The 21,359-nt window shown below is 63.0% G+C and carries 22 protein-coding genes and 1 pseudogene; 14 read left to right on the top strand and 9 right to left on the bottom strand.

The window, feature by feature from the left end:
* The first annotated feature begins 50 nt into the window (after nucleotides 1-50).
* Both E8A46_RS19480 and cynS read left to right on the top strand, forming a co-directional pair.
* Nucleotides 51-989 (top strand): ABC transporter ATP-binding protein, encoded by a 939-nt coding sequence (locus E8A46_RS19480; protein WP_291564593.1) that lies wholly within the window; start codon nucleotides 51-53, stop codon nucleotides 987-989.
* An 84-nt stretch (nucleotides 990-1,073) separates the two neighbouring features.
* The gene (cynS, locus tag E8A46_RS19475; protein WP_291564590.1) at nucleotides 1,074-1,556 is read left to right on the top strand and encodes a cyanase; all 483 of its coding nucleotides are present in this window, start codon (nucleotides 1,074-1,076) and stop codon (nucleotides 1,554-1,556) included.
* Between the two features lie 160 nt (nucleotides 1,557-1,716).
* On the opposite strand, the gene E8A46_RS19470 is transcribed toward cynS, so the two are convergent.
* Nucleotides 1,717-2,040, bottom strand: a complete 324-nt coding sequence (locus E8A46_RS19470; protein ID WP_291564587.1) for a DUF1476 domain-containing protein — start codon at nucleotides 2,038-2,040, stop codon at nucleotides 1,717-1,719.
* A gap of 311 nt (nucleotides 2,041-2,351) precedes the next feature.
* Here E8A46_RS19470 and purC point away from each other — a divergent pair, with 311 nt between their 5' ends.
* The 4 genes from purC to purL all read left to right on the top strand — a co-directional run bounded on the left by purC (nucleotide 2,352) and on the right by purL (nucleotide 6,490).
* On the top strand, nucleotides 2,352-3,119 hold the full coding sequence (gene purC, locus E8A46_RS19465) for a phosphoribosylaminoimidazolesuccinocarboxamide synthase (RefSeq protein WP_291564585.1): 768 nt from the start codon (nucleotides 2,352-2,354) through the stop codon (nucleotides 3,117-3,119).
* Between the two features lie 11 nt (nucleotides 3,120-3,130).
* Nucleotides 3,131-3,373, top strand: a complete 243-nt coding sequence (purS, locus tag E8A46_RS19460; RefSeq protein ID WP_213245996.1) for a phosphoribosylformylglycinamidine synthase subunit PurS — start codon at nucleotides 3,131-3,133, stop codon at nucleotides 3,371-3,373.
* A 6-nt stretch (nucleotides 3,374-3,379) separates the two neighbouring features.
* Entirely contained in the window at nucleotides 3,380-4,081 is a 702-nt protein-coding gene (gene purQ / locus E8A46_RS19455; RefSeq protein WP_291564576.1) for a phosphoribosylformylglycinamidine synthase subunit PurQ, read from the top strand.
* Between the two features lie 195 nt (nucleotides 4,082-4,276).
* Nucleotides 4,277-6,490 carry a phosphoribosylformylglycinamidine synthase subunit PurL gene (gene purL / locus E8A46_RS19450; protein ID WP_291564574.1) on the top strand — a complete coding sequence of 738 codons (2,214 nt, stop codon included), beginning with the start codon at nucleotides 4,277-4,279 and terminating at the stop codon, nucleotides 6,488-6,490.
* A gap of 96 nt (nucleotides 6,491-6,586) precedes the next feature.
* On the opposite strand, the gene E8A46_RS19445 is transcribed toward purL, so the two are convergent.
* A complete protein-coding gene (locus E8A46_RS19445) occupies nucleotides 6,587-6,946 on the bottom strand; it encodes a DUF427 domain-containing protein (protein WP_291564571.1) in 360 nt (119 codons plus the stop codon).
* A gap of 180 nt (nucleotides 6,947-7,126) precedes the next feature.
* On the opposite strand from E8A46_RS19445, the gene E8A46_RS19440 reads away from it, so the two are divergent.
* Both E8A46_RS19440 and E8A46_RS19435 read left to right on the top strand, forming a co-directional pair.
* Nucleotides 7,127-7,375 (top strand): BolA family transcriptional regulator, encoded by a 249-nt coding sequence (locus E8A46_RS19440; protein ID WP_291564568.1) that lies wholly within the window; start codon nucleotides 7,127-7,129, stop codon nucleotides 7,373-7,375.
* A 44-nt stretch (nucleotides 7,376-7,419) separates the two neighbouring features.
* On the top strand, nucleotides 7,420-8,655 hold the full coding sequence (locus E8A46_RS19435; RefSeq protein ID WP_291564565.1) for a low temperature requirement protein A: 1,236 nt from the start codon (nucleotides 7,420-7,422) through the stop codon (nucleotides 8,653-8,655).
* On the opposite strand, the gene egtD is transcribed toward E8A46_RS19435, so the two are convergent.
* Together egtD and egtB are read right to left on the bottom strand one after the other, a co-directional pair.
* Nucleotides 8,631-9,602 (bottom strand): L-histidine N(alpha)-methyltransferase, encoded by a 972-nt coding sequence (gene egtD / locus E8A46_RS19430; protein WP_291564561.1) that lies wholly within the window; start codon nucleotides 9,600-9,602, stop codon nucleotides 8,631-8,633. The two genes, E8A46_RS19435 and egtD, sit on opposite strands and share 25 nt — an antisense overlap.
* Nucleotides 9,603-9,650: 48 nt before the next feature.
* The gene (egtB, locus tag E8A46_RS19425) at nucleotides 9,651-10,919 is read right to left on the bottom strand and encodes an ergothioneine biosynthesis protein EgtB (RefSeq protein ID WP_291564558.1); all 1,269 of its coding nucleotides are present in this window, start codon (nucleotides 10,917-10,919) and stop codon (nucleotides 9,651-9,653) included.
* Between the two features lie 327 nt (nucleotides 10,920-11,246).
* Here egtB and grxD point away from each other — a divergent pair, with 327 nt between their 5' ends.
* From grxD to E8A46_RS19400, 5 genes are read left to right on the top strand one after another with little or no spacing between them, the layout of a single operon-like run.
* Nucleotides 11,247-11,585: a Grx4 family monothiol glutaredoxin gene (gene grxD, locus E8A46_RS19420; RefSeq protein ID WP_291564555.1), complete on the top strand. Its 339-nt coding sequence runs from the start codon at nucleotides 11,247-11,249 to the stop codon at nucleotides 11,583-11,585.
* 9 nt (nucleotides 11,586-11,594) lie between these two features.
* Nucleotides 11,595-12,161 (top strand): O-acetyl-ADP-ribose deacetylase, encoded by a 567-nt coding sequence (locus tag E8A46_RS19415; protein WP_291564752.1) that lies wholly within the window; start codon nucleotides 11,595-11,597, stop codon nucleotides 12,159-12,161.
* Nucleotides 12,162-12,191: 30 nt separating this feature from the next.
* The gene (locus tag E8A46_RS19410) at nucleotides 12,192-13,487 is read left to right on the top strand and encodes a serine hydrolase domain-containing protein (protein WP_291564550.1); all 1,296 of its coding nucleotides are present in this window, start codon (nucleotides 12,192-12,194) and stop codon (nucleotides 13,485-13,487) included.
* A gap of 28 nt (nucleotides 13,488-13,515) precedes the next feature.
* Nucleotides 13,516-13,950 carry a carotenoid biosynthesis protein gene (locus E8A46_RS19405; protein WP_291564547.1) on the top strand — a complete coding sequence of 145 codons (435 nt, stop codon included), beginning with the start codon at nucleotides 13,516-13,518 and terminating at the stop codon, nucleotides 13,948-13,950.
* Nucleotides 13,875-14,402: a carotenoid biosynthesis protein gene (locus E8A46_RS19400; protein WP_291564544.1), complete on the top strand. Its 528-nt coding sequence runs from the start codon at nucleotides 13,875-13,877 to the stop codon at nucleotides 14,400-14,402. The genes E8A46_RS19405 and E8A46_RS19400 overlap by 76 nt, the downstream gene beginning before the upstream one ends.
* A 12-nt stretch (nucleotides 14,403-14,414) precedes the next feature.
* Here the strand turns inward: E8A46_RS19400 and E8A46_RS19395 are convergent, their stop codons facing one another.
* The 4 genes from E8A46_RS19395 to murI form a co-directional block, all read right to left on the bottom strand.
* Complete coding sequence (locus tag E8A46_RS19395; protein ID WP_291564541.1) at nucleotides 14,415-15,482, bottom strand: threonine aldolase family protein; 1,068 nt, start codon at nucleotides 15,480-15,482, stop codon at nucleotides 14,415-14,417.
* Between the two features lie 166 nt (nucleotides 15,483-15,648).
* Entirely contained in the window at nucleotides 15,649-16,266 is a 618-nt protein-coding gene (rpsD, locus tag E8A46_RS19390) for a 30S ribosomal protein S4 (protein ID WP_291564538.1), read from the bottom strand.
* 300 nt (nucleotides 16,267-16,566) lie between these two features.
* Nucleotides 16,567-17,346, bottom strand: coding sequence for an acyltransferase (locus tag E8A46_RS19385; protein WP_291564535.1), 780 nt, complete (start codon nucleotides 17,344-17,346; stop codon nucleotides 16,567-16,569).
* A gap of 158 nt (nucleotides 17,347-17,504) precedes the next feature.
* Nucleotides 17,505-18,302, bottom strand: a complete 798-nt coding sequence (murI, locus tag E8A46_RS19380) for a glutamate racemase (RefSeq protein ID WP_291564531.1) — start codon at nucleotides 18,300-18,302, stop codon at nucleotides 17,505-17,507.
* A 168-nt stretch (nucleotides 18,303-18,470) separates the two neighbouring features.
* Here murI and E8A46_RS19375 point away from each other — a divergent pair, with 168 nt between their 5' ends.
* Nucleotides 18,471-20,906 carry a DUF2235 domain-containing protein gene (locus E8A46_RS19375; protein ID WP_291564528.1) on the top strand — a complete coding sequence of 812 codons (2,436 nt, stop codon included), beginning with the start codon at nucleotides 18,471-18,473 and terminating at the stop codon, nucleotides 20,904-20,906.
* A 10-nt stretch (nucleotides 20,907-20,916) separates the two neighbouring features.
* On the opposite strand, the pseudogene E8A46_RS19370 reads toward E8A46_RS19375, so the two are convergent.
* Nucleotides 20,917-21,359 (bottom strand): annotated as a pseudogene (locus tag E8A46_RS19370) (adenylosuccinate lyase); the annotation flags it as partial.

Here is a 21,359-nt window from a genome sequence, read left to right as displayed (position 1 = left end):
TGCGGTGCATCACTGCGTGTCGCACCGCCCGCGGGACACGAGACTAACCCATGACCGAAAAATTCATCTCCATCGAAGCCATCGCAAAGCGCTACCCGGGCGCCGGCGGCGGCGAAATCGCGGTATTCGAGAATCTCTGGCTATCGATGCAGCGCGGCGAATTCGGCTGCGTGATCGGTCACTCCGGCTGCGGCAAGACCACGGTGCTCAACATCCTTGCGGGGTTGGATGCGCCAAGCGCAGGCGCCGTGATCGTGGACGGGCAGGCGATCGAGGGCACCAGCCTCGACCGCGCGGTGATTTTCCAGAGCCACGCGCTGCTGCCGTGGCGCACCGTGCTCGGCAACGTTGCCTATGCCGTGACGTCGAAATGGCGCGACTGGGATCGCGCCAGGGTCAGGGCGCACGCGCAGACGTTTATCGATCTCGTAGGCCTCACCGGCGCCGAGCATAAGCGTCCGTCGGAACTCTCCGGCGGCATGAAGCAGCGCGTCGGCATTGCGCGCGCGCTGTCGATCACGCCGAAGATCATGCTGATGGACGAGCCGTTCTCGGCGCTGGATGCGCTGACGCGCGGCACGCTGCAGGACGAGGTCCGCCGCATCTGCCTGGAGACCGGGCAGACCGCATTCATGATCACCCATGATGTCGACGAGGCGATCTATCTCGCCGACAGGATTTTCCTGATGACCAACGGGCCCGCCGCCGTGCTGGCCGAGATCGTCGAGAACCCGCTGCCGAAGGACCGCGGCCGCACCGATCTGCACCGCCATCCCTATTACTACGCGGTACGAAATCACATCGTTGATTTCCTGGTCAGCCGCAGCAAGAGCTTTGCGACCGATACGCCCGGCCACGATCCGCGCAACGTGCCGGTGGTGCGGATCGGAAAGCCCGAACTGGTCATCGCATCGGTGGCGGATGGGCCGCTGCAGGAAACAAAGCAGGCGTCATGGCCGGGCTTGTCCCGGCCGTCCACGTCTTCCTAAACTGAGAGAGCCAAACGTGGATGGCCGGGACAGATTGCACAAATCAAACCCAGGCATGACGAGACCTAAACAAGGGAGAGAGACATGAAGCGATCCGACCTCACCGAAAAGCTGCTCGATATCAAGCGCGAGAAGGGCTGGAGCTGGAAATACATCTGCGAAAAGATCGGCGGCTATTCCGAAGTCCTGATCGTCGGCGCCTGCCTCGGCCAGATGAAGCTGACCAAGCCGCAGGCCGCGAACGCCGCCGAGCTGTTCGGGCTCTCCAAATCCGAAACCGCGATGCTCAACGAAACGCCGATGCGCGGCATTCCGATGCCGCCGTCCGATCCCTTGATCTACCGGTTCTATGAACTGGTGATGGTCAACGGCCCGGCCTGGAAGGCGCTGATCGAGGAGGAATATGGCGACGGCATCATGTCGGCGATCGATTTCGACATGGTGATGGAGCGGCTGCCCAATCCGAAGGGCGATCGGGTCAAGATCACGATGTCGGGCAAATTCCTGCCGTACAAATATTACGGCGCCAGCGGCAATGTGCCGGAATATGGCTTCAAGGAGGGGTGAGCAGCGCGACTACGCGGGAATTTCTCGTCATTGCGAGCCAACGGGTCGCGCGAATGCGCGCCCGATGACAGGCTCCGCGAAGCAATCCATAGCGACACGAAAGGTGGATTGCTTCGTCGCTCGCGCTCCTCGCAATGACGGTGGAGAGAGCGGCTGTGCCTCACGTCCCCGCCTTCACCTCGAGGATGGCCTGCGCCATCAGCTCGTCCATTTTCACCCGGACCTGCGCTTCCGTGATCGCGACGTTTCTGGCGGCGAGATCGCCCGTCACCTTGCCGACCACGCCGGCGTCGCCGGTGCCTTCGAATTCGGCCGCGACCACTTCCCTGGCATAGGTGTTGGCGGCATCGGGCGACAGGCCGAGTTTATCGGCCGCCCACAATCCGAGCAGCTTGTTGCGACGGGCGGCTGCCTTGAACTTCTGCTCCTCGTCGAGCGCGAACTTCTTCTCAAAACCTTCCTCGCGCTTGTCGAACGTGGTCATGATCAAAGTTCCTTCTGGCGCTGATTTGGGCCGCTGGCGGCCTCATTGCGGCAGGGCGTCTGTATGCCTAGATAGTAGAGCGAATGGTTAAGGCAACGAGCCTTAAAGCCGCAGCTAAAGGGGTAAAACCCTGTCCGGGGGAGACCGGATCGATTGTGCTGGATAGGCCAATCAGATAGGTTGGATTCCAGGCTCGGTTCTCGTTCTGTTTCTTGGTCCCTGGCCTTCGCGGCAGCTCCGTCGTGGGTCTCAATTCTTGTCATCCGGAGCACACCAAATTCATGGATTTCAACAACACACGGTACATCCCAATGAGCCGTCGACGCCGCATTTATGAAGGCAAGGCCAAGGTGCTTTACGAAGGGCCGGAGCCGGGAACCCTGATCCAGCACTTCAAGGACGATGCGACCGCGTTCAACAAGCAAAAACACCAGGTGATCGAGGGCAAGGGCGTCCTCAACAACCGGATTTCAGAATACCTGTTTCAGCACCTCAACGACATCGGGGTGCCGACCCATTTCATCCGCCGCCTCAACATGCGCGAGCAGCTGATTCGCGAGGTCGAGATCGTGCCGCTCGAGGTGGTGGTGCGCAATGTGGCGGCGGGATCGCTGTCGCAGCGCCTCGGAATCGAGGAAGGTACCCAGCTGCCGCGCTCGATTATCGAGTTCTACTACAAGAACGACCAGCTCAACGACCCCATGGTCTCCGAGGAGCATATCACGGCGTTCGGCTGGGCCACGCCGCAGGAGATCGACGACATCATGGCGTTGGCGATCCGCGTCAACGACTTCCTCACCGGGCTGTTTCTCGGCATCGGCATCCGCCTGGTCGATTTCAAGATGGAATGCGGCCGGCTGTTCGAGAACGAGATGATGCGGATCATCGTCGCCGACGAGATCTCGCCCGATTCGTGCCGGCTATGGGATATCAAGTCGAACGAGAAGCTCGACAAGGATCGCTTTCGCCGCGATCTCGGCGGCCTTCTGGAGGCCTACACCGAGGTTGCCAAGCGATTGGGAATTCTGATCGAAAACGAACGGCCCGCGGGCTCCGGTCCGGTGCTGGTGAAGAGCTAAAGGTTGTTCTCGTGAAAGCACGTGTCACCGTCACCCTGAAATCAGGCATCCTTGACCCGCAGGGCAAGGCCATCGAAGGCGCGCTGAAATCGCTCGGTGTCGATGGCGTTGCCAGCGTGCGCCAGGGCAAGGTGTTCGACATCGAGCTGTCGGGCTCCGACAAGGCCAAGGCCGAGGCGGCGTTGAAGGACGCCGCCGATAAGCTGTTGGCCAACACGGTGATCGAGAATTACCGGGTCGAGGTGTTGAGCTAGCCGCCGATGAAATCCGCCGTCCTCGTCTTTCCCGGAATCAATCGCGAGCGCGACATGGCGCGCGCGCTCAAGCTCGCATCCGGCCACCAAGCCGCGATGGTCTGGCATGCCGAGACGTCGCTGCCGAAGGGGACCGATCTCGTGGTGGTGCCCGGCGGATTTTCCTACGGCGATTATTTGCGCTGTGGCGCCATCGCCGCGCGGGCGCCGGTGATGGACGCGGTGCGGGCCTTTGCGGCCGATGGCGGTCTCGTGCTCGGCGTCTGCAACGGCTTTCAGATTCTCTGTGAGGCAGGCCTCTTGCCCGGCGTCCTGATGCGCAATGCGCGGCTGAAATTCATCTGCCGTGACGTGCATATGCGGGTGGAGCGATCCGACACGGCTTTCACGCGCGGCTACAATGCCGGGCAGATCATTCGTGTGCCGGTCGCCCATGGCGAGGGCAATTACGAGGCGGATGAAGAGACGCTGAAGCGGCTGGAGGGTGAGGGGCGGGTGCTCTACCGTTATTGCTCGCCCCAAGGCGTGGTCGACGAGCCCGCCAATATCAACGGCGCGGCGCATTCGATCGCCGGCATCGTCAACGAGCGTGGCAACGTACTCGGCATGATGCCGCATCCGGAAAACCACGTCGAAGACATCATGGGCTGCACAGACGGCCGCGGTCTGTTCGCAGGCCTGGTCGCGCATCTGGAGCACGCGGCGTGAGCGCTGCTGAAGTGAGTTTCCTGATATTCGGCAACAATCTATCCGCGCAGTACCCTGTGCTCTCTCCCCCCTTGCGGGGGAGAGTTGGAGAGGGGGGTACCACGAATGCCGGCGCTTGGGGCTCACCCCCCTCCCTAGCCCTCCCCCGCAAGGGGGGAGGGAACGGAGACGCGATCCGGGCGAGAGCTTCAGCATATGCAATCTAACCAGCCGCAAATCACCCCCGAAATTGTCGCCAGCCACGGGCTGAAGCCGGACGAGTATGAGCGCATCCTGAAACTGATCGGCCGGGTGCCGAGTTTCACAGAGCTCGGGATTTTCTCGGCGATGTGGAACGAGCACTGCTCCTACAAGTCCTCGCGCATCCATCTGCGCGGCCTACCGACCAAGGCGCCCTGGGTGATCCAGGGGCCGGGCGAGAACGCGGGCGTCATCGACATCGGCGATGGCCAGGCGGTGGTGTTCAAGATGGAGAGCCACAACCACCCGAGCTATATCGAGCCCTATCAGGGCGCGACCACCGGCGTCGGCGGCATCCTGCGCGATGTGTTCACGATGGGGGCGCGGCCGATCGCCTGCCTCAATGCGCTCTCCTTCGGCGCGCCGGAACATCCCAAGACCCGCCATCTCGTCTCGGGCGTCGTCGCCGGCGTCGGCGGCTACGGCAACTCGTTCGGCGTGCCGACCGTCGGCGGCCAGGTCCGTTTCCACACCCGCTATGACGGCAACATCCTCGTCAATGCGATGGCGGTGGGCCTCGCCGACACCGACAAGATCTTCTATGCGGCGGCCTCCGGCGTGAACATGCCGATCGTCTATCTCGGCTCCAAGACCGGCCGCGACGGCATCCACGGCGCCTCGATGGCATCGGCCGAATTCGACGACGATTCGGCCGAGAAGCGCCCGACCGTGCAGGTCGGCGATCCCTTTGCCGAGAAGCTTCTGCTGGAAGCATGTCTTGAAATCATGGCGGCCGATTGCGTGATCGCGATCCAGGACATGGGTGCGGCGGGCCTGACCTGCTCGGCGGTCGAGATGGGGGCCAAGGGCGATCTCGGCGTCGATCTCAATCTCGACGCGGTGCCGACGCGCGAAACCGGCATGAGCGCCTACGAGATGATGCTCTCGGAGAGCCAGGAGCGCATGCTCATGGTGCTCAAGCCCGAGAAGGAAAAACAGGCCGAGGCGATCTTCCGGAAATGGGGACTGGATTTTGCCGTCATCGGCTATACCACGCCGAGCAAGCGGTTTGTGGTGAAGCACGGCGGCGATGTGATGGCCGACCTGCCGATCAAGGAACTCGGCGACGAGGCGCCGCTGTACGACCGGCCGCACCTGGCTCCGCCGCCGTTGCCGGTGATCCACGCGCGCGACGTGAAGCCGCCGGTCGGCATCATGCCGGCGCTGGAAAAATTGATCGCCAAGCCCGAGCTGTGCTCGAAGCGCTGGGTGTGGGAGCAATACGATCACGTCATTCTGGGCAATACCGTGCAACGGCCCGGCGGCGATGCCGCGGTGGTGCGGGTGCAGGATGGCCCGAAGGGGCTCGCGCTCACCGTCGACGTCACGCCGCGTTATTGCGAAGCTGACCCGGTCGAAGGCGGCAAGCAGGCGGTGGCGGAAGCCTGGCGCAACATCACCGCCGTCGGCGGCCGGCCGCTGGCGATTACCGACAATCTCAATTTCGGCAATCCGGAGCGCCCCGAAATCATGGGCCAGTTCGTCGGCTGCCTGAAGGGCATTTCGGAAGCCTGCCGCGCGCTCGACTTTCCCGTCGTCTCCGGCAATGTCTCGCTCTACAACGAGACCAACGGTCGCGGCATCCTGCCGACGCCCTCGATCGGCGGCGTCGGATTGCTCGATGATTTCACCAAATCCGCGACGCTGTCGTTCAAGGCCGAAGGCGAGGCGATCCTTTTGATCGGCGAGACTCACGGCTGGCTCGGCCAGTCCGTCTATCTGCGCGACATCTGCGGCCGCGAAGAGGGCGCGCCGCCGCCGGTCGATCTTGCGGCTGAAAAACGCAACGGCGATGTGGTGCGCGGCATGATCCATGCCGGCACCGCGACCGCGGCGCATGACGTTTCCGACGGCGGGCTCCTGATTGCGTTGGCCGAGATGGCGATCGCAAGTGGGATCGGCGCACAGCTATTGGCTGCACCAGGATCGATCGTGCCGCATGCGTACTGGTTCGGCGAAGATCAGGCGCGCTACGTCGTCACGGTGTCCGCCGAGCAGGCCGGCCTGGTGCTGGCGAAGATGAAGGGCGCCGGCGTGCCGTGCACGCGGATCGGCACCACCGGCGGCGATGCGGTCGCGGTTGCCGGCGAGCAGCCGGTTTCGGTAGCGTCCCTGAAAGCCGGCTTCGAGAGCTGGTTGCCGGCTTACATGAACGGTAGCGCGGCCTGAAACGAGTGTAGCCCGGATGAGCGAAGCGACATCCGGGAACGAATGTGACGCCGCCCCGGATGTCGCTTCGCTCATCCGGGCTACAATATGGTCCCCTCAGACCACTTCCTCGATGGTGACCCTGTCGGGATAGAACGCCAGATGGCCGGAGATTTCCGCCATCGCCGGGAATGGCGTCTCGTAGATCCAGATCGCATTCTCGATGGTCTTGCCGTCGGCGACGATGCTGAAATAGCTCGCATCCCCCTTGTAGGGGCAGTGCGTCACCCGCTCGGTGCGCGCCAATAGCGCCATGTTGGCATCCTTGCGCGGCACATAATTCACCGCCGGGTAGCTCGCTTCCTTCAGCGTCAGGGCAGCGGTGGTATCGGCGATCACGACGCCGCCGGCGGAGACGCGGACGCGCTTCGGGTTTGTGGTAATGGTGATGGGGTGGTCGGGACCGGGGAGCTTCATGGTTGTCAGCCTCTTGGTCAGCCCGTTGTGATCGTACGGTACGATCCTTTCGGCTTTGCAATCATCAGATGGGGAATATAGTGCGACAACGCGTGACCTAGAAGGGTCTGGACGCTAAGTTGAGGTGCCGCGGCAACGAAGCCGGGGGCGACTCGAAACGCCGGATTGGAGAGATTTGGGATGCCGATGGACGCCCACGACATCGAATCGATGATCAAGGCAGCTATACCCGACGCCGAGGTGACGATCCGCGATCTGGCGGGCGATGGTGACCACTATGCGGCGACCGTGATCTCGGCGTCATTCCGTGGCAAATCCCGTGTCCAGCAGCATCAGATCGTCTATCAATCGCTGCAAGGACAGATGGGCGGCGTGCTTCACGCGCTGGCGCTGCAGACGGGGGTACCTGACGGTCCCGGGGGCACCTGACGGACCGGGGTGCCCGAGACCTGACAACCGGGGCGGGGGGCGCCATGGCGTCGGACACTGAACGCGGCGCGTTGTTTCGTCCCATCCTGCCGAAACAGCATAGCCGCGTGACCTATGCCGAACTGCTGTTCGATCTGGTGTTCGTTTTCGCGGTGACGCAGATATCGCACACGTTGCTGGGCCGCTTCACCCCGCTCGGGGCGTTGCAGACGACGCTGCTTTTCCTGGCCGTCTGGTGGGTGTGGGTCTACACCTCCTGGATCACCAACTGGCTCAATCCTGAACTCACCCCGGTTCGGATGCTGCTGTTCCTGCTGATGCTCGGCGGGCTCGTGCTCTCCACTTCCATTCCAACAGCCTTTGAGAACAGGGGATTGTGGTTCGCGCTCGCTTATGCCGCGATGCAGGTTGGCCGCACCCTCTTCCTGCTGGCGTCGGTCCCGCGCAGGCGACCGTCGATCCGGATGAATGCGATCCGCATCTTGGTTTGGCTGACCGCGTCGGCGGTGTTCTGGATCATCGGCGGCCTGCGTGAGGGAGAGACGCGGCTGGCGCTTTGGGCCGTGGCGCTGGCGATCGAATACCTCTCGCCGGCGGCGCGGTTCTGGATCCCGAAATATGGTGCGTCCTCGATCGAGGACTGGGCGGTCGAGGGCGGCCATATGGCCGAGCGCTGCGCCGGGTTCATCATCATCGCACTCGGGGAATCCATTGTCGTGACCGGTGCGACGTTCGCCGAACTGACCTGGACCACCGAGACGGTCGTGGCGTTCGTCTCGGCCTTTGCAGGCAGTCTCGCGATGTGGTGGATCTATTTCCACAAGGGCGCCGAAGCGGGGTCGGAACTGATTTCAAATTCGAGCGAGCCGGGACGGCTGGCGCGGCTGGCCTACACCTATCTGCATATGCCCATTGTCGCCGGCATCATTCTCTCCGCGGTGGCCGATGAACTCGTGCTGCAGCATCCCGAAGGCCACGCCGACCTCCGAACCGTGCTGAGCGCGGTCGGCGGCCCGCTGCTGTTTCTGATCGGAACCATCCTCTTCAAGCACACCATTCGCGGCTGGCTGCAGCTCTCCCACGGCGCCGGCATCATCGCGCTATGCGCGCTGGGCTGGTTTGCCGGCGATCTGTCGCCGCTGATGCTGTCGATCGTGACGTCGGCGCTGATGATCATCGTCGCCGCCTGGGAATCGATCTCGCTGCGGTCCACCGCCGCCGAATCCCGATCGGCAGAATCAGGCGCTGAAAAACCTCACTCCGAGGCCACCAGCGCGTGAACCGAAAACATGCCGGCCGGGTCCGTCCATGATTCCAGCGGCGTCCAGCCCGAACCTCTGGCAAGCGCGGTGAAACGCTCGAGGCTGTATTTGTAGCTGCTCTCGGTGTGGATGCTTTCGCCGGGGCGAAATGAAAAATTCCGCCCCAGTACCCGCGCGGTCAACGCTTTCTTGCTGATCAGATGCATTTCGATGCGATGGCGATCGCGGTTATAGATGGCACGATGCATGAACGCGCTGATGTCGAAATTACCGCCCAATTCGCGGTTGATGCGATGGAGCACATTCAGGTTGAAGCGCGCGGTGACGCCCGCGGCATCGTTATAGGCCTTGTACAGTACGCGCTCGTCCTTCTCGAGATCGACGCCGATGACCATCCGCGCGCCGTTCCCCAGAATGCCGCGGGCGCTGCGCAGGAAGGCGCTAGCTTCATGCGGCTCGAAATTGCCAAGCGTGGACCCCGGGAAAAATCCGACCTTCGGCATCTTGCTGACGGCCTCGGGCAATACGAACGGCGTGGTGAAATCCGCCGTGACCGGATGAACATCGAGCCCGGGGAAATCCGCGCGCAAGGCGTTGGCCTGGGCTGTCAGGAAGTCGCCGGAAATGTCGACGGGAACGTAGGCGCTGAATGAGCATTCATTCAGCAGCAGCCGCACTTTGGTGGTGGCGCCCGCGCCGAATTCCACCAGCGCCGCGCCGTCGGGCACGATCGCCGATATCGCCCGGCCGCGGTCCCGCAGGATCGTCAGTTCGGTGCGGGTCGGATAATATTCCGGCAACAGCGTAATCTGCTCGAACAGCTCCGAGCCCGCGGCGTCGTAGAAATATTTCGGCGACAGCCGTTTCGGCTGCTGCGACAGATCGTCGATCACGTCGCGGGCAAATACCGAAGCATGCTCGTCGAAATGCTGCGCTTTGGTCAAAGCGGGGGCGTGCAAATTCATGACAGTCTCCGAAAGCGCGCCTTCCGGCGCGGTTTGAATTCGAAAAATTCAGCCGGCGTAATCGGCGAGCCGCAACCCCGTGAATTGCCAGCGGTGATGGGGATAGAAGAAATTGCGATAGCTGATACGGCTATGTCCGATGGGAGTCGCAAGCGATGAACCGCGCAGCACCAGTTGGTTGACCATGAACTTGCCGTTGTATTCGCCGAGCGCGCCCTCGATCGCCCGGTAGCCGGGATAGGGAGCATAGGCGCTGCGGGTCCACTGCCACACGATGCCAAAGGCATCGTTGAGATGGCCGGCGCGCGCTGCGACCTCCCATTCCATTTCGGTGGGCAAATGCTTGCCGCTCCAGCGCGCGAACGCGTCGGCCTCGTAATAGCTGAGGTGGCAGACCGGGGCCAAAGGATCGATCGGCCTTACGCCCGCCAGCGTCATGACCTGCCACTCGCCATCGATCTGGCGCCAGTGACCGGGCGCCTGCCATCCTTCGTTGCCGACGGTGGCAAAACCGTCCATCAGCCAGAGCGTCGGCGTCGAATAGCCGCCATCTGCCATGAAGGCGAGCCATTCGGCGTTGGTGACGAGGTTGCGCGCCAGCCTGACCGGCCCCACCAGCGCGCGGTGGACCGGCTTCTCATTGTCGAAATGGAAGGTTTCGCCGGCATGCCCGATGCTGTGGATGCCCTCGTTGAGGTCAACCCATTCGCCGCCGGCGCGCGACGCGTCGCCGCTCCGCGTTGAAGCGGGGAAGCGCCATGACGGATCATAGGCCGGCGGAATCGGGTTCTGCGCGAAGGCGTGCAGTATGTCGGTCAGCATCAATTCCTGATGCTGCTGCTCGTGGTGGAGGCCGACTTCCACCAGCGGCGCGATCGCAGCCAGCGTGTCCTCCGAGGCCTCATGAAAGAACTTCACGGTCGCCGCGTCGACATGCGCCCGGTAGGCCGTGATGTCATCGGCGCCGGGCCGGGTCAGGTGGCCGCGCTGGTGACGGGCATGCCGGGGGCCAGCGCTGACATAGTAGGAATTGAACAGGAACGCATAATCGGGATGAAAGCGCTGGTATCCCCGGCAGTGCTCGCCGAGCAGGAATTGTTCGAAAAACCAGGTGGTATGGGCACGGTGCCATTTCGCCGGGCTTGCGTCCGGCATCGACTGAATCAGCTGATCCTCCGGGGTCAGAGGGCCGGCGCGGCGCTCGGTTTCGTTTCGCACTGCAAGGAACGCTTCCGCCAGGTTGTGGGCGGGGCTTCCGGAATCGGAGAATAGTGACGGGCAAGGGGCGGCGAGCGCGGCGGATGCTGGTTTCGTCACTGTCGTCTCCGGTTCGGAAGAGAACGTTGGTCTGGCGGAGGGGTTCCCCGAGAACAGCCTGTCCTAGATAGGGGTTCCCGCCCGGGAAAAAAGCCTCCCCAAGGGTATGTTCGGGGGTACGCTCAGGGTCAGGACCTTGTTACCTGCCGGGGCGATTTGCCCCGGGGGTGTGGTGCCGCGCAGGGACGTGCATGCCAGCTCCCCGGCATTTTGCTTTGGATGCACAATCGTTTGGGGTACATATATGGTAGTCGCGGGTCCGATGGCCCGAAGGTCTAGCCGCAAGGGCGCCATGCGGACGCGCGCGCGCCCCAAGAGGAATTGAATATGAGCATCGAGCAATTCATTGACAACGAAGTGAAGTCGAACGACGTCGTGCTGTTCATGAAGGGAACGCCGCAGTTTCCGCAGTGCGGCTTCTCCGGACAGGTGGTGCAAATTCTCGACCACGTCGGCGTCGGCTACAAGGGGCTCAATGTCCTTGAGTCCGCCGACTTGCGGAACGGCATCAAGACCTACTCCAATTGGCCGACCATTCCGCAGCTCTACGTCAAGGGCGAATTCGTCGGCGGCTGCGACATCATCCGCGAGATGTTCCAGGCCGGCGAACTGCAGCAGCTGTTTGCCGACAAGGGCGTGACGGTCAGCGCGCCTGCCTCTGCCTGAGCTTTTCCTCTGAGCCTGGCTTCGCGCCAGCTGGGTCCGGCGCGGCTGGAAGTCATCGTCGCCGACATCACGACGTTGCGCGTTGATGCCATCGTCAACGCGGCCAATTCGTCGCTGCTCGGCGGGGGCGGTGTCGATGGTGCGATCCATCGTGCCGCAGGGCCCGGGCTGCTCGACGAATGCCGCACGCTCCGTGGCTGCGAGACCGGCGGCGCCAAAATCACCTCCGGCTATCGGCTGCCCGCCCGGCATGTGATTCATGCCGTCGGTCCGGTCTGGAACCAGGGGCGCCGCGGCGAAGACGAGGCGCTGGCCTCGTGCTACGCCCGCGCGATCGAGCTGTGCCAGAGCCACGGCCTTGCTTCGGTTGCCTTTCCCGCCATCTCCACCGGCATCTACCGCTTTCCCGCCGAGCGCGCGGCGCGGATCGCGGTAACGGCCACGGTGGACGCGCTGCAATCGGTGCCCGCGATCCGCCGGGTGATCTTCTGCTGCTTTTCGGACGAGAGCGCCCGGTTGCATGCGCAGGCGATGGCCGCCTTTGGCGACCCTTGTGCGGACCGAGCCGGCCGCTAAACTCGACCGATCCAGCGGGCGGTGATGCAGATGACAAGGCGATCGAGGACCGACGGTCCGACGCGACGCAACGTCGCAGCGGCCCTTGCGCTTCTCCTCGCCGCGATCGCGATCGAGACCGGCCGCGCGGAATCGCCGCCCGCCGTTTCCCCCGGTTTTACGCGGGAAGGGCTGGCGCGCGTCGAAGACTACGTCCGCAACGAGATCACGAGCGGCAAGATTCCCGGCGCGGTTCTATTGATCCAGCAGCACGGTCAACCCGTCCTGTTCGAAAGTTTTGGCCTGCGCGACGTCGACAGCAAGCGTCCGATGACCGCCGACACGATCTTTCGGCTCTATTCGATGTCAAAGGCGATCACATCCGTCGCCGCCATGATGCTGGTCGATGACGGCGAGCTGCGGCTCGACGATCCCGTCTCGAAATATATTCCGGCCTTTGCCGACGTGAAGGTCGCCGTCGAGAAGCGCGACGAAAATGGCAAGCCTCCGCTCGTGAGCGAGCCGGTCGATCGCCCAATCCGGATCGAGGACCTGCTGCGCCACACCTCGGGTCTGACTTACGGATTCTACGGCGACAGCCCGGTGCGAAAACTCTATGCGAACTCGGATTTGTTCGACGGCGATTTCGACAACGCCCAGTTCGCCGGGCGCATCGCAAAGCTTCCGCTCGCCGAACAGCCGGGAACGCTGTGGGATTACGGTCACTCCACCGATGTTCTCGGCCGCGTCATCGAGATCGTATCGGGACAGTCGCTCTTTCAATTCGAGAAACAGCGGCTGCTCGATCCGCTCGGCATGACCGAGACCGCATTCTACGTCGCCGATGACGCCAAGCGGCCGCGGGTCGCCGAGCCGCTGCCCGCCGATCGCTTCACCGGTCCGATCGCCGGCATCAAGGATCCGATCGTGCCGCGGCGCTGGGAGTCCGGCGGGGCGGGCATGGTCGGGACAACAGGGGACTACGGGCGCTTTGCGCAAATGCTGCTCAATGGCGGCACGCTGGATGGCAGGCGCTACCTCAAGCCCGAGACCGTCGCGCTGATGGCGTCGGATCATATCGGGCCGGAGACGAAAATCGCCCGCGATCATGACTACTTTCCGGGCGAAACCAGCGGCTTCGGTCTCGGCTTTGCCGTGCGCACCGCGGTGCCTCCGAATACGTCGTGGCCGTTGGGCGAATACCGCTGGGGCGGCGTCGGCGGCACCTTCTTTTTCATCGATCCAAAGGACGATATGTTCGCTATTCTCATGATGCAGTCGCCGTCGCAGCGCGAACGCATTCTGAACGAGCTCAAGGCGCTGATCTATCAGGCGCTGAAGAAGTGATCGGCATCGCCGCCATCCGGAGCAAGCCATGTCCGTGCAAGACACCGTAAAGGCCATCGGCGGCCGCTTCTCTCCGCCACTTGAGACAGCTTTCTGGATTGTCCTCGCCGTCTATCTGGCCCTGGTCGTTGGTTTTTCCTGGAATCCGACGCCGTTCGCGCAAGGTCTGGCGACCGTCGGAATCGTGGCGGCCTGCGCCCACGCGGCTTTATCCTATGGTTGGAAGGATGCGCTCGCCCTGTTCGCGATCTGCCTCGTCATCACCTTCGCGATAGAGAACCTCGGCGCGGCTACGGGATTTCCTTTCGGCCATTATCATTTCGAAGTCGGAACGAACCTGCCGCATGTCGGGGCCATTCCGGTGATCGTCGGTCGCTCTGGTTCGGCATGGGATATTTCTCGTGGGTCGTGGCCGGGACTTTGCTTGGGGCACAGGCGCGGCCGCATCGGACACTCGAATTGATCGCTTTGCCCGTGGTCGCCGCATTCGTGATGACGCAATGGGACGTGGTGATCGACCCACCCGAGGCGACCATTTCAAAAGCCTGGATATGGCATGACGGCGGGGCGCATTTCGGTGTTCCGCTTTCGAACTATCTCGGCTGGCTGCTGACTTCGTGGCTGTTCTATCAGGCGTTCGCCCTTTATCTGAGCCGCCGGCGCTATGTGTTAGCGCAGTCAGCCGAACAGGCGCGCGCGCTCAGGCTGGTGGCGATCTTGCTGTATCTTTGCTCCGGCCTCACCCATGTGACGCCGTTTCTCATCGGCCAAAGCGGCGAAGTCGTCGACGCCGCCAACCATGTCTGGCGCGTCGCCGATCTGCGCGAAACCACCGTCGTGATCCTGCTGTTCACGATGGTGTTCACATCGGTGCTTGCGGCGCTGCGGCTTGCGACCGACGCCGCCGATCGCTGAGGACAGCCTGTCTCAGGCCCCCCGCACGATCTCCCGCACCAGTCCGACCGTTTCTTCGACCATCCCGGCCGTGACATCGAGATGGGTGCAGGCGCGGATCCGGCCGTCCATCATGGCGAGCAGCACGCCGCGCTGGCGCAGCGCGCCGACCATGGCATCGCCGCTGACACCGGCGCCGTCAGGCCTGAAGAAAACCAGATTGGTCTCGGGCTGCTGCACCTCAATGCCGGCAATCTGCGCCAAGCCGCGTGCCAGCGCGCGGGCGTTGGCGTGGTCCTCCGCTAGCCGCTCGACATGGTGATCGAGCGTGTAAGTGCAGGCCGCGGCGCAAATACCGGCCTGGCGCATCGAGCCGCCCAGCCGCTGCTTCCAGCGCCAGACCTCATCGATGAAGTCGCGCGTGCCGGCGATCACGGCGCCGATCGGTGCACCCAGTCCCTTCGAGAAATCGATCCAGGCGGAATCCCATCCTTCCGCCATGTCGCGCGCGGGGGAGCCGGTGGCGACGCAGGCGTTCATCAGCCGCGCACCGTCCATGTGGGTGGCAAGTCCGTGGCCCTTCGCGATCTTCACGACCTCGTCGAGATCGGCTCTCTTCCAGATGGTGCCGCCGCCGATATTGGCGGTCTGTTCGGCGCTGACCAGGGTCTGCGGCGGCTGGTAGCGGGTGCGCGGATGAAGTGCGGTGCGAAAGGCATCAGGCGTGAACTGGCCGTCGGCGCCGGGCAGCGCCGTGATCTGGAATCCGCCGAGGGCAGCGTGGGCGCCACCTTCGCGGGCGATGATATGCGCCGAGGCATGCGCGAGGATTTCATCGCCGGGCCGGCAATGGACCAGCGTCGCCGCGACGTTGCACATCGTGCCTGACGGCAGGAACACGGCGGCTTGCTTGCCGAGCAGATCGGCCACCCGGTCGCACAGCACATTTACTGACGGATCGTCGCCGACCTGCTCGTCGCCCACTTCGGCGCGCGCCATCGCCTCGCGCATCGCGGGCGTCGGACGGGTCTGGGTGTCCGACAACAGGTTGATGCGGACGGCTGGCGCCCTGGGATCGGGACGGGCAGGGGTGTAGGTCATGGCGGGTTCTCAAAGCCTTGGCTGGATTGGTCTCGATCACGTCATTCCGGGTCTGGTCCTTCGGACCATCCCGGAATGACGGTGCATTAGGCGACTGATCTTACCCAAACAAAAGGCCCCGGCAAAACCGGGGCCTTCGATCTTTCGCAAATGCGACCGATATCAATCAGCGCGAATAGAATTCGACGATCAGATGCGGCTCCATCTGCACGGCGAACGGCACGTCGGACAGCGCGGGGATACGGGCGAACTTCGCCGTCATCTTGGAGTGATCGACTTCAAGGAAGTCCGGCACGTCGCGCTCGCCGAGCTGGCTCGCCTCGAGGACGACGGTGAGCTGCTTTGAGGATTCCTTGACCTCGACCAGATCGCCGACCTTCAGCTTGTAGCTTGAGATGTTGACGCGGCGGCCGTTGACCTTGACGTGGCCGTGATTGATGAACTGGCGCGCGGCGAACATGGTGGCGACGAACTTGGAGCGGTAGACCACGGTGTCGAGACGGCGCTCCAGCAGGCCGATCAGGTTTTCACCGGTATCGCCCTTCATCCGGCCGGCCTCGACATAGATGCCGTGGAACTGGCGTTCGCTAATGTTGGCGTAATAGCCCTTGAGCTTCTGCTTGGCGCGCAACTGCACGCCGAAGTCGGAGAGCTTGCCCTTGCGGCGCTGGCCGTGCTGGCCGGGGCCGTATTCCCTGCGGTTCACCGGGCTCTTCGGGCGGCCCCAGATGTTCTGGCCCATACGGCGATCGATCTTGTATTTCGCCTCACTGCGCTTTGTCATCGCGTCCTCTTCGTAAGTTTGAGTGTTGAGGAAACGCGCCCTCCTGTGCACCGGGAATTTCCCGGTGCCGACAGGTCCAGCCCTAAAGCTTGAGGTAAGGGACGGACCACGGGTCGCGAAACGCTTCGCGGGCCGAAAACGGCCCGCGAGCAAGCGGTTTCTAGGCAGAAACCGCTGTCCTGTCAATTAGAACGCCGCGTTACACCGTCATTCCGGGGCGATGCGCAGCATTGGGCCCGGAATCTCGAGATTCCGGATTTGTCGCTGCCGCGACGCCCCGGAATGATGGCCTACTGGTCGTCAGGTCACGGCTGCCCGGGCTGCCTTCACCTCAGCCGGCTGCGGATTTCCGCGCAATTCGGCCGATATTCCGGCGTTCAGCACCTGTTCCAGCCGGGTCAGAACCCGGGCGATCAAGGCGGCGTCGGTAACCCGGTGGTCCCAGCGGATGACGACGTCGATGCCTTGGTCGGGCCTCACCACGCCGTAGGTTACGATGAAGGGGCCGGGACTTAGCGCGTGAAGCTCGCCTGGACCGTAAGCGGCGACCGACGTCACCCCGAAGCTGCCAAAATTGTTGGCGGACATCCGTCCGACGTTGAGGCCGATGAACCAGCTCAGGCGGCGCAGCGGCAGCGGCAGCCTGGTCGCCATCAGGATTTTCCGAAAAGACGGGATTTCCATCAGCGGCGCATTCTTGGCGCGCCTGATCTGGGCGTCGATATCGGTCAGCGACCGCTGATCCGGTGCAGGGATCTTTTCGGGCAGGATGCAATCCCGGCCTTCCTCGACCCGCGCGATCGCAACCATGGCGACGCTGTGCGGCAGTTCAAAGAAATGCGGCCACGGCAATTTGACGTAGAGCGTGCGCAGGACAGGTTCGTCCCTGGCCACCAGCGCGAAAGCCTTGACGAAGATCGCCGCCCAGCCGGGCCGTTGGGTAGCCTGCGCGCGGGCCTCGACCAATTGGTGAATGTCGAGCGTTCGCGAGAGCGACACGAACGGCACGCGCATCGACGCATGCATGAGGTCGGCGATGAAACGGCGCGGCAGTGAGATTTTTCGAACTGTTCCGCGCATCGTTCCGCTCAAGTTCCCGCTACTGCCATCCGCGGGTGGTTTCACCCAGCCGCCGCCCTGATCTAGCACGGACCGGCGGGTGTGACTCCAGATGGTTCTACCTAGCGGTTGTAGAAAGGGAACGGCGGTCAGATAAATCGCAAGTGATTCCAGTAGCTTCAGGCCGGAATGCGGCCGCCGAAAAACGGCATCAAGGCCTCGCTGAGGGTATGGGGCTTTCGGGAAGTGAAAACTATTTCGGCCCCGGCATGATCGGCTCTGCGGCCGGGACCTTTGAGCAAATCCGCAACCCGCCTGGCGATCGCGGGCGCCGGGTCGATCCAGGCGACTGGCCACGGCGCAAGCTTCACCAGCCGGTCCATCAGCAACGGATAATGGGTGCAGGCCAGCACGATCGTGTCGGTGCGCATGGCGGTGCTTGCGCCGGCGCCGACAAAACATGGCGCCAGTTCCGCCGCGATCAGGTCGTCGCTGACGTCTTCGCCGCTCAGCGCCGCTTCCGCTAGCGCGGCCAGATCAGCTGAGCCGACCAGCGTGACTTCGCAGCCTTGCGCGAAATCGCGGATCAGCGCCCTGGTGTATTCGCGCTTGACGGTGCCCCTGGTGCCGAGCACCGACACGCGCCTTGTTGTTGAACCCGCGCAGGCCGGCTTGATCGCGGGCACGGTGCCGACGAACGGCACCTCGTAGCGCTCGCGAAGATGCGACATCACCAGCGTGGAAGCGGTGTTGCAGGCGATCACGACCAGATCGGGGCGATGCGCTGCGATCAATTCGCCGATCAGCGGCACCACGCGGGCGATGATCTGGTCCTCGCCGTGGTGGCCATAGGGAAAGAACGCGTCATCGGCGACGTAAACATAATGCGCGTCGGGCCGCGCCCTGACGATCTCGCGCAAGACCGTGAGGCCGCCGAGGCCGGAATCGAAAACAAGAATCGTCGGGGGTACTGACACGAAGGCAATCCTAGCCGATCCGGGGTTACCGTTCCGTAGCTTTTGCTCGGCTGTGTGCGGCGCGGAGCAGGCGGGAATATGTCCGTTCGCCCTTTGCTTGTGCCTTGCATCATCCACAATTACGGGCAAACTTGCCCGACAGGCGCTTTTTTTGGGGTGGGGGGATCCATGCCGGAAAATACCAAACCGAAGGCTGCGCCAAAAAATATTGTCCTGCTGTCGGACGGTACCGGCAATAGCTCGGCAAAATTGTTCAAGACCAACGTCTGGCGTCTGTTTCAGACGCTCGACCTCGCCGATCCCGCCAGCCAGGTCGCCTATTACGATGACGGCGTCGGCACCTCGTCGTTCAAGCTGTTTGCCATTCTCGGCGGCGTCTTCGGCTTCGGCCTGAAGCGCAATGTGATCGACATCTACAGTTTTTGTTGCCGCAATTACCGGCCCGGCGACCGCATCTATTGTTTCGGCTTTAGCCGCGGCGCCTTCACCATCCGTATCGTGACCGGGATGATCGCGTCGCAGGGTCTTGTCGACTACGACAACAATGAAGCCGATCTCGCGCGTTTCGCCGCCGATGCCTATCGTCTTTACCGGCGCCGGTTCAACGGCGGCATCCTCAAATATCTCGGCTATGCCCATATCGACTTGCGCGGCATGCGCGACCAGGTGATTTCGTGGTGGCTGCGGGTTCGCGGCCAGAAGGTGAGCGCGCCGGCGATAACGCAGATCGAGAGCATTCATTTCGTCGGGATATGGGACACCGTCGACGCGTATGGCGGACCGATCCAGGAGATGACCCGCGCGATCGATTACTGGATCTGGCCGCTGTCGATGCCGGATCATTTTATGAACGCGAAGGTGCACCGCGCCTGCCACGCGCTGGCGCTGGAGGACGAGCGCGACGCCTTCACCCCGGTGATCTGGGACGAACGTTACGTCCGCGGCACGGCCCGGGTGGACGGTCAGGAAAAGACGCAATGGCTGTTCGGCATCGACTACGATCCGCGCAGCGATGCCGCGAAGGCCACGGACCCCGCGCCGCACGCCCGCAGGGACGTGCTGCCGATTGATCGCGAGCGCATCAGCCAGGTGTGGTTCACCGGCGTGCATTCGGATATCGGCGGCGGCTATCCACGGAACGGGCTCTCCTTCGTGACGCTGGACTGGATGATGGATCGGGCAAAGGTCTACGGCCTGCATTATCTCGACGAGCAGCGGGATTTGCTGCTCAGTCCCCAGACCGACCCCAACGACAAGCTCAATGATTCCCGCAAGGGACTGGCGAGCTATTATCGTTACAAGCCGCGCAACCTTGCGGATATTTACAAGGAGCCGCCGTACAAGCTTTCGATCCGCGCCGACGCCCGCACGATCCGGCGCTTGCTGTGGAGGCAGCCCGACCCGCAGGCGCAAATCCTTCAGGATCTGCATCCCAGCATGCCGCAGAGCGTGTTGCCGGTGCCGAAGCCCACCATTCACGATGCCGTCTTCAAACGTATTGAGCAGGGGTGCGACCGCTATGCGCCCGTCGTAATTCCCGCCCCCGACCGTTACAGGTTCACCGACAGCGCCGGAACGCTGTTTGACGGGCCGCACCGCGTGGATCCGCCGGGGCGGTCCAGTGTCCAGGACGATGTCTGGAACTGGATCTGGCTGCGCCGCATCGTCTATTTCCTCACCGTGTTCTTCACGCTGTTCGTCGTCTCGATTCCGTTCTTTGTGATCTACGCTCTCGGCTTTGGTCTTGGCAGCGTCGGTGGATTCGTCAATCCGATCGTCAACGCGGCCGCATCATTCCTTCCCGGAGCGCTGGAGCCCTGGTTTGTCGCGTTTCGCAACGCACCGGGCTTTGTGCTGATCGGCGTGGTCGCAATCGGCGTGTTGCTGCTGGTTGGCAAGAATCTTCAACAGACCGTTCGCGACGTCGCGCGCGTCGCCTGGCACGCGCCGGGCAGTCACATCAAGCTGGCGGGGTGGCGGGCCGCGGTGTATCGGCTGCGCAGGTTTGGCGTCTATCCGGCGACGTTTTATGTCCTGACACACTGGATCCTTCCCACGGTCATCATGTGGTGGCTGTTCTGGTGGCTCGCGTTCGGAGCGGCCAACACACTCGGCCTGATCTGCAAGGCGACCGACGGCGTCGAAGTGGAAAATTCGGCCGCCGCCGCTTCGGTCATGAATACCGCGATGGCCTGCAACGCGACCGGCCTGAAGGTGACGCAGGGCGAGACCTATCGCATCAGGCTGGTGATCGGAGAGCCCTGGATGGATGCTGACATCGCGACCAGCCCCAACGGCTTCGATCACCGCCAGGCCGCCTGGCTGCAGTTGCCGGGCGTGCCTTACCGGCGGTTGATATGGTCGAACTGGCTTGCCACCATTCTTCGCGTCGGCGGCCCGGGGCTGGAAGAGCATCTGCTGCAGTTTGAGGAGAAAGAAGGGGCATGGACCACGACCTTCAAACCTCGAAGCAGCGGCGAGGTATTCCTCTATGTCAACGATGCCGTCATCAGCCTGCCGTGGATCTACGATTGGTTCTACCGGAATAACCACGGCACGGCCGAGGTCAAATTGGAAAAACTGCCAAAGCTCCCGGCGCGCTGACCGTTTCGCTCTACGCTTGCCCGAACACGCGCCGGAAGATCGTATCGACGTGCTTGAAGTGATAGCCGAGGTCGAATTGCTCGGATATCTCGGCGTCGGTGAGATACTTCCTCACGTCGGCGTCCTTTTTCAGGAGTGACTGGAAGTCGCCTTCGCCGCGCCATACCGGCATCGCGTTGCGCTGCACGAGCTTGTAGGCGTCCTCGCGGCTGGCGCCCTTCTGAGTCAGCGCGATCAGAACCCGTTGCGAATGAATGAGCCCGCCGAGCCGGTCGAGGTTCTTCATCATGTTCGCAGGGTAGATCAGGAGCTTGTCGATCAGGCCGGCGAGGCGGTTAAGCGCAAAATCCAGCGTCACCGTGGCGTCGGGCGCTATCATGCGCTCGGCCGAGGAGTGCGAGATGTCGCGCTCATGCCACAGCACGACATTCTCCATCGCCGGCGTGACATAGG

Source organism: Bradyrhizobium sp., assembly GCF_004799445.1.
Lineage (GTDB): Bacteria > Pseudomonadota > Alphaproteobacteria > Rhizobiales > Xanthobacteraceae > Bradyrhizobium.
Note: the sequence above shows the minus strand (reverse complement) of the source record. Positions and strands in the feature narration are given on the sequence as shown.

What these genes read in the sequence shown, in the direction of transcription:
- cynS (WP_291564590.1), top strand. Translation starts at nt 1,074, where the DNA reads ATGAAGCGATCCGACCTCACCGAAAAGCTGCTCGATATCAAGCGCGAG.
- grxD (WP_291564555.1), top strand. Translation starts at nt 11,247, where the DNA reads ATGAGCATCGAGCAATTCATTGACAACGAAGTGAAGTCGAACGACGTC.
- E8A46_RS19480 (WP_291564593.1), top strand. Translation starts at nt 51, where the DNA reads ATGACCGAAAAATTCATCTCCATCGAAGCCATCGCAAAGCGCTACCCG.
- E8A46_RS19395 (WP_291564541.1), bottom strand. Translation starts at nt 15,482, where the DNA reads ATGACCTACACCCCTGCCCGTCCCGATCCCAGGGCGCCAGCCGTCCGC.
- E8A46_RS19445 (WP_291564571.1), bottom strand. Translation starts at nt 6,946, where the DNA reads ATGAAGCTCCCCGGTCCCGACCACCCCATCACCATTACCACAAACCCG.
- purL (WP_291564574.1), top strand. Translation starts at nt 4,277, where the DNA reads ATGCAATCTAACCAGCCGCAAATCACCCCCGAAATTGTCGCCAGCCAC.
- purQ (WP_291564576.1), top strand. Translation starts at nt 3,380, where the DNA reads ATGAAATCCGCCGTCCTCGTCTTTCCCGGAATCAATCGCGAGCGCGAC.
- E8A46_RS19405 (WP_291564547.1), top strand. Translation starts at nt 13,516, where the DNA reads ATGTCCGTGCAAGACACCGTAAAGGCCATCGGCGGCCGCTTCTCTCCG.
- E8A46_RS19440 (WP_291564568.1), top strand. Translation starts at nt 7,127, where the DNA reads ATGCCGATGGACGCCCACGACATCGAATCGATGATCAAGGCAGCTATA.
- purC (WP_291564585.1), top strand. Translation starts at nt 2,352, where the DNA reads ATGAGCCGTCGACGCCGCATTTATGAAGGCAAGGCCAAGGTGCTTTAC.
- egtD (WP_291564561.1), bottom strand. Translation starts at nt 9,602, where the DNA reads ATGAATTTGCACGCCCCCGCTTTGACCAAAGCGCAGCATTTCGACGAG.
- rpsD (WP_291564538.1), bottom strand. Translation starts at nt 16,266, where the DNA reads ATGACAAAGCGCAGTGAGGCGAAATACAAGATCGATCGCCGTATGGGC.
- E8A46_RS19385 (WP_291564535.1), bottom strand. Translation starts at nt 17,346, where the DNA reads ATGCGCGGAACAGTTCGAAAAATCTCACTGCCGCGCCGTTTCATCGCC.
- E8A46_RS19375 (WP_291564528.1), top strand. Translation starts at nt 18,471, where the DNA reads ATGCCGGAAAATACCAAACCGAAGGCTGCGCCAAAAAATATTGTCCTG.
- E8A46_RS19435 (WP_291564565.1), top strand. Translation starts at nt 7,420, where the DNA reads ATGGCGTCGGACACTGAACGCGGCGCGTTGTTTCGTCCCATCCTGCCG.
- E8A46_RS19410 (WP_291564550.1), top strand. Translation starts at nt 12,192, where the DNA reads ATGACAAGGCGATCGAGGACCGACGGTCCGACGCGACGCAACGTCGCA.
- E8A46_RS19470 (WP_291564587.1), bottom strand. Translation starts at nt 2,040, where the DNA reads ATGACCACGTTCGACAAGCGCGAGGAAGGTTTTGAGAAGAAGTTCGCG.
- E8A46_RS19400 (WP_291564544.1), top strand. Translation starts at nt 13,875, where the DNA reads ATGGGATATTTCTCGTGGGTCGTGGCCGGGACTTTGCTTGGGGCACAG.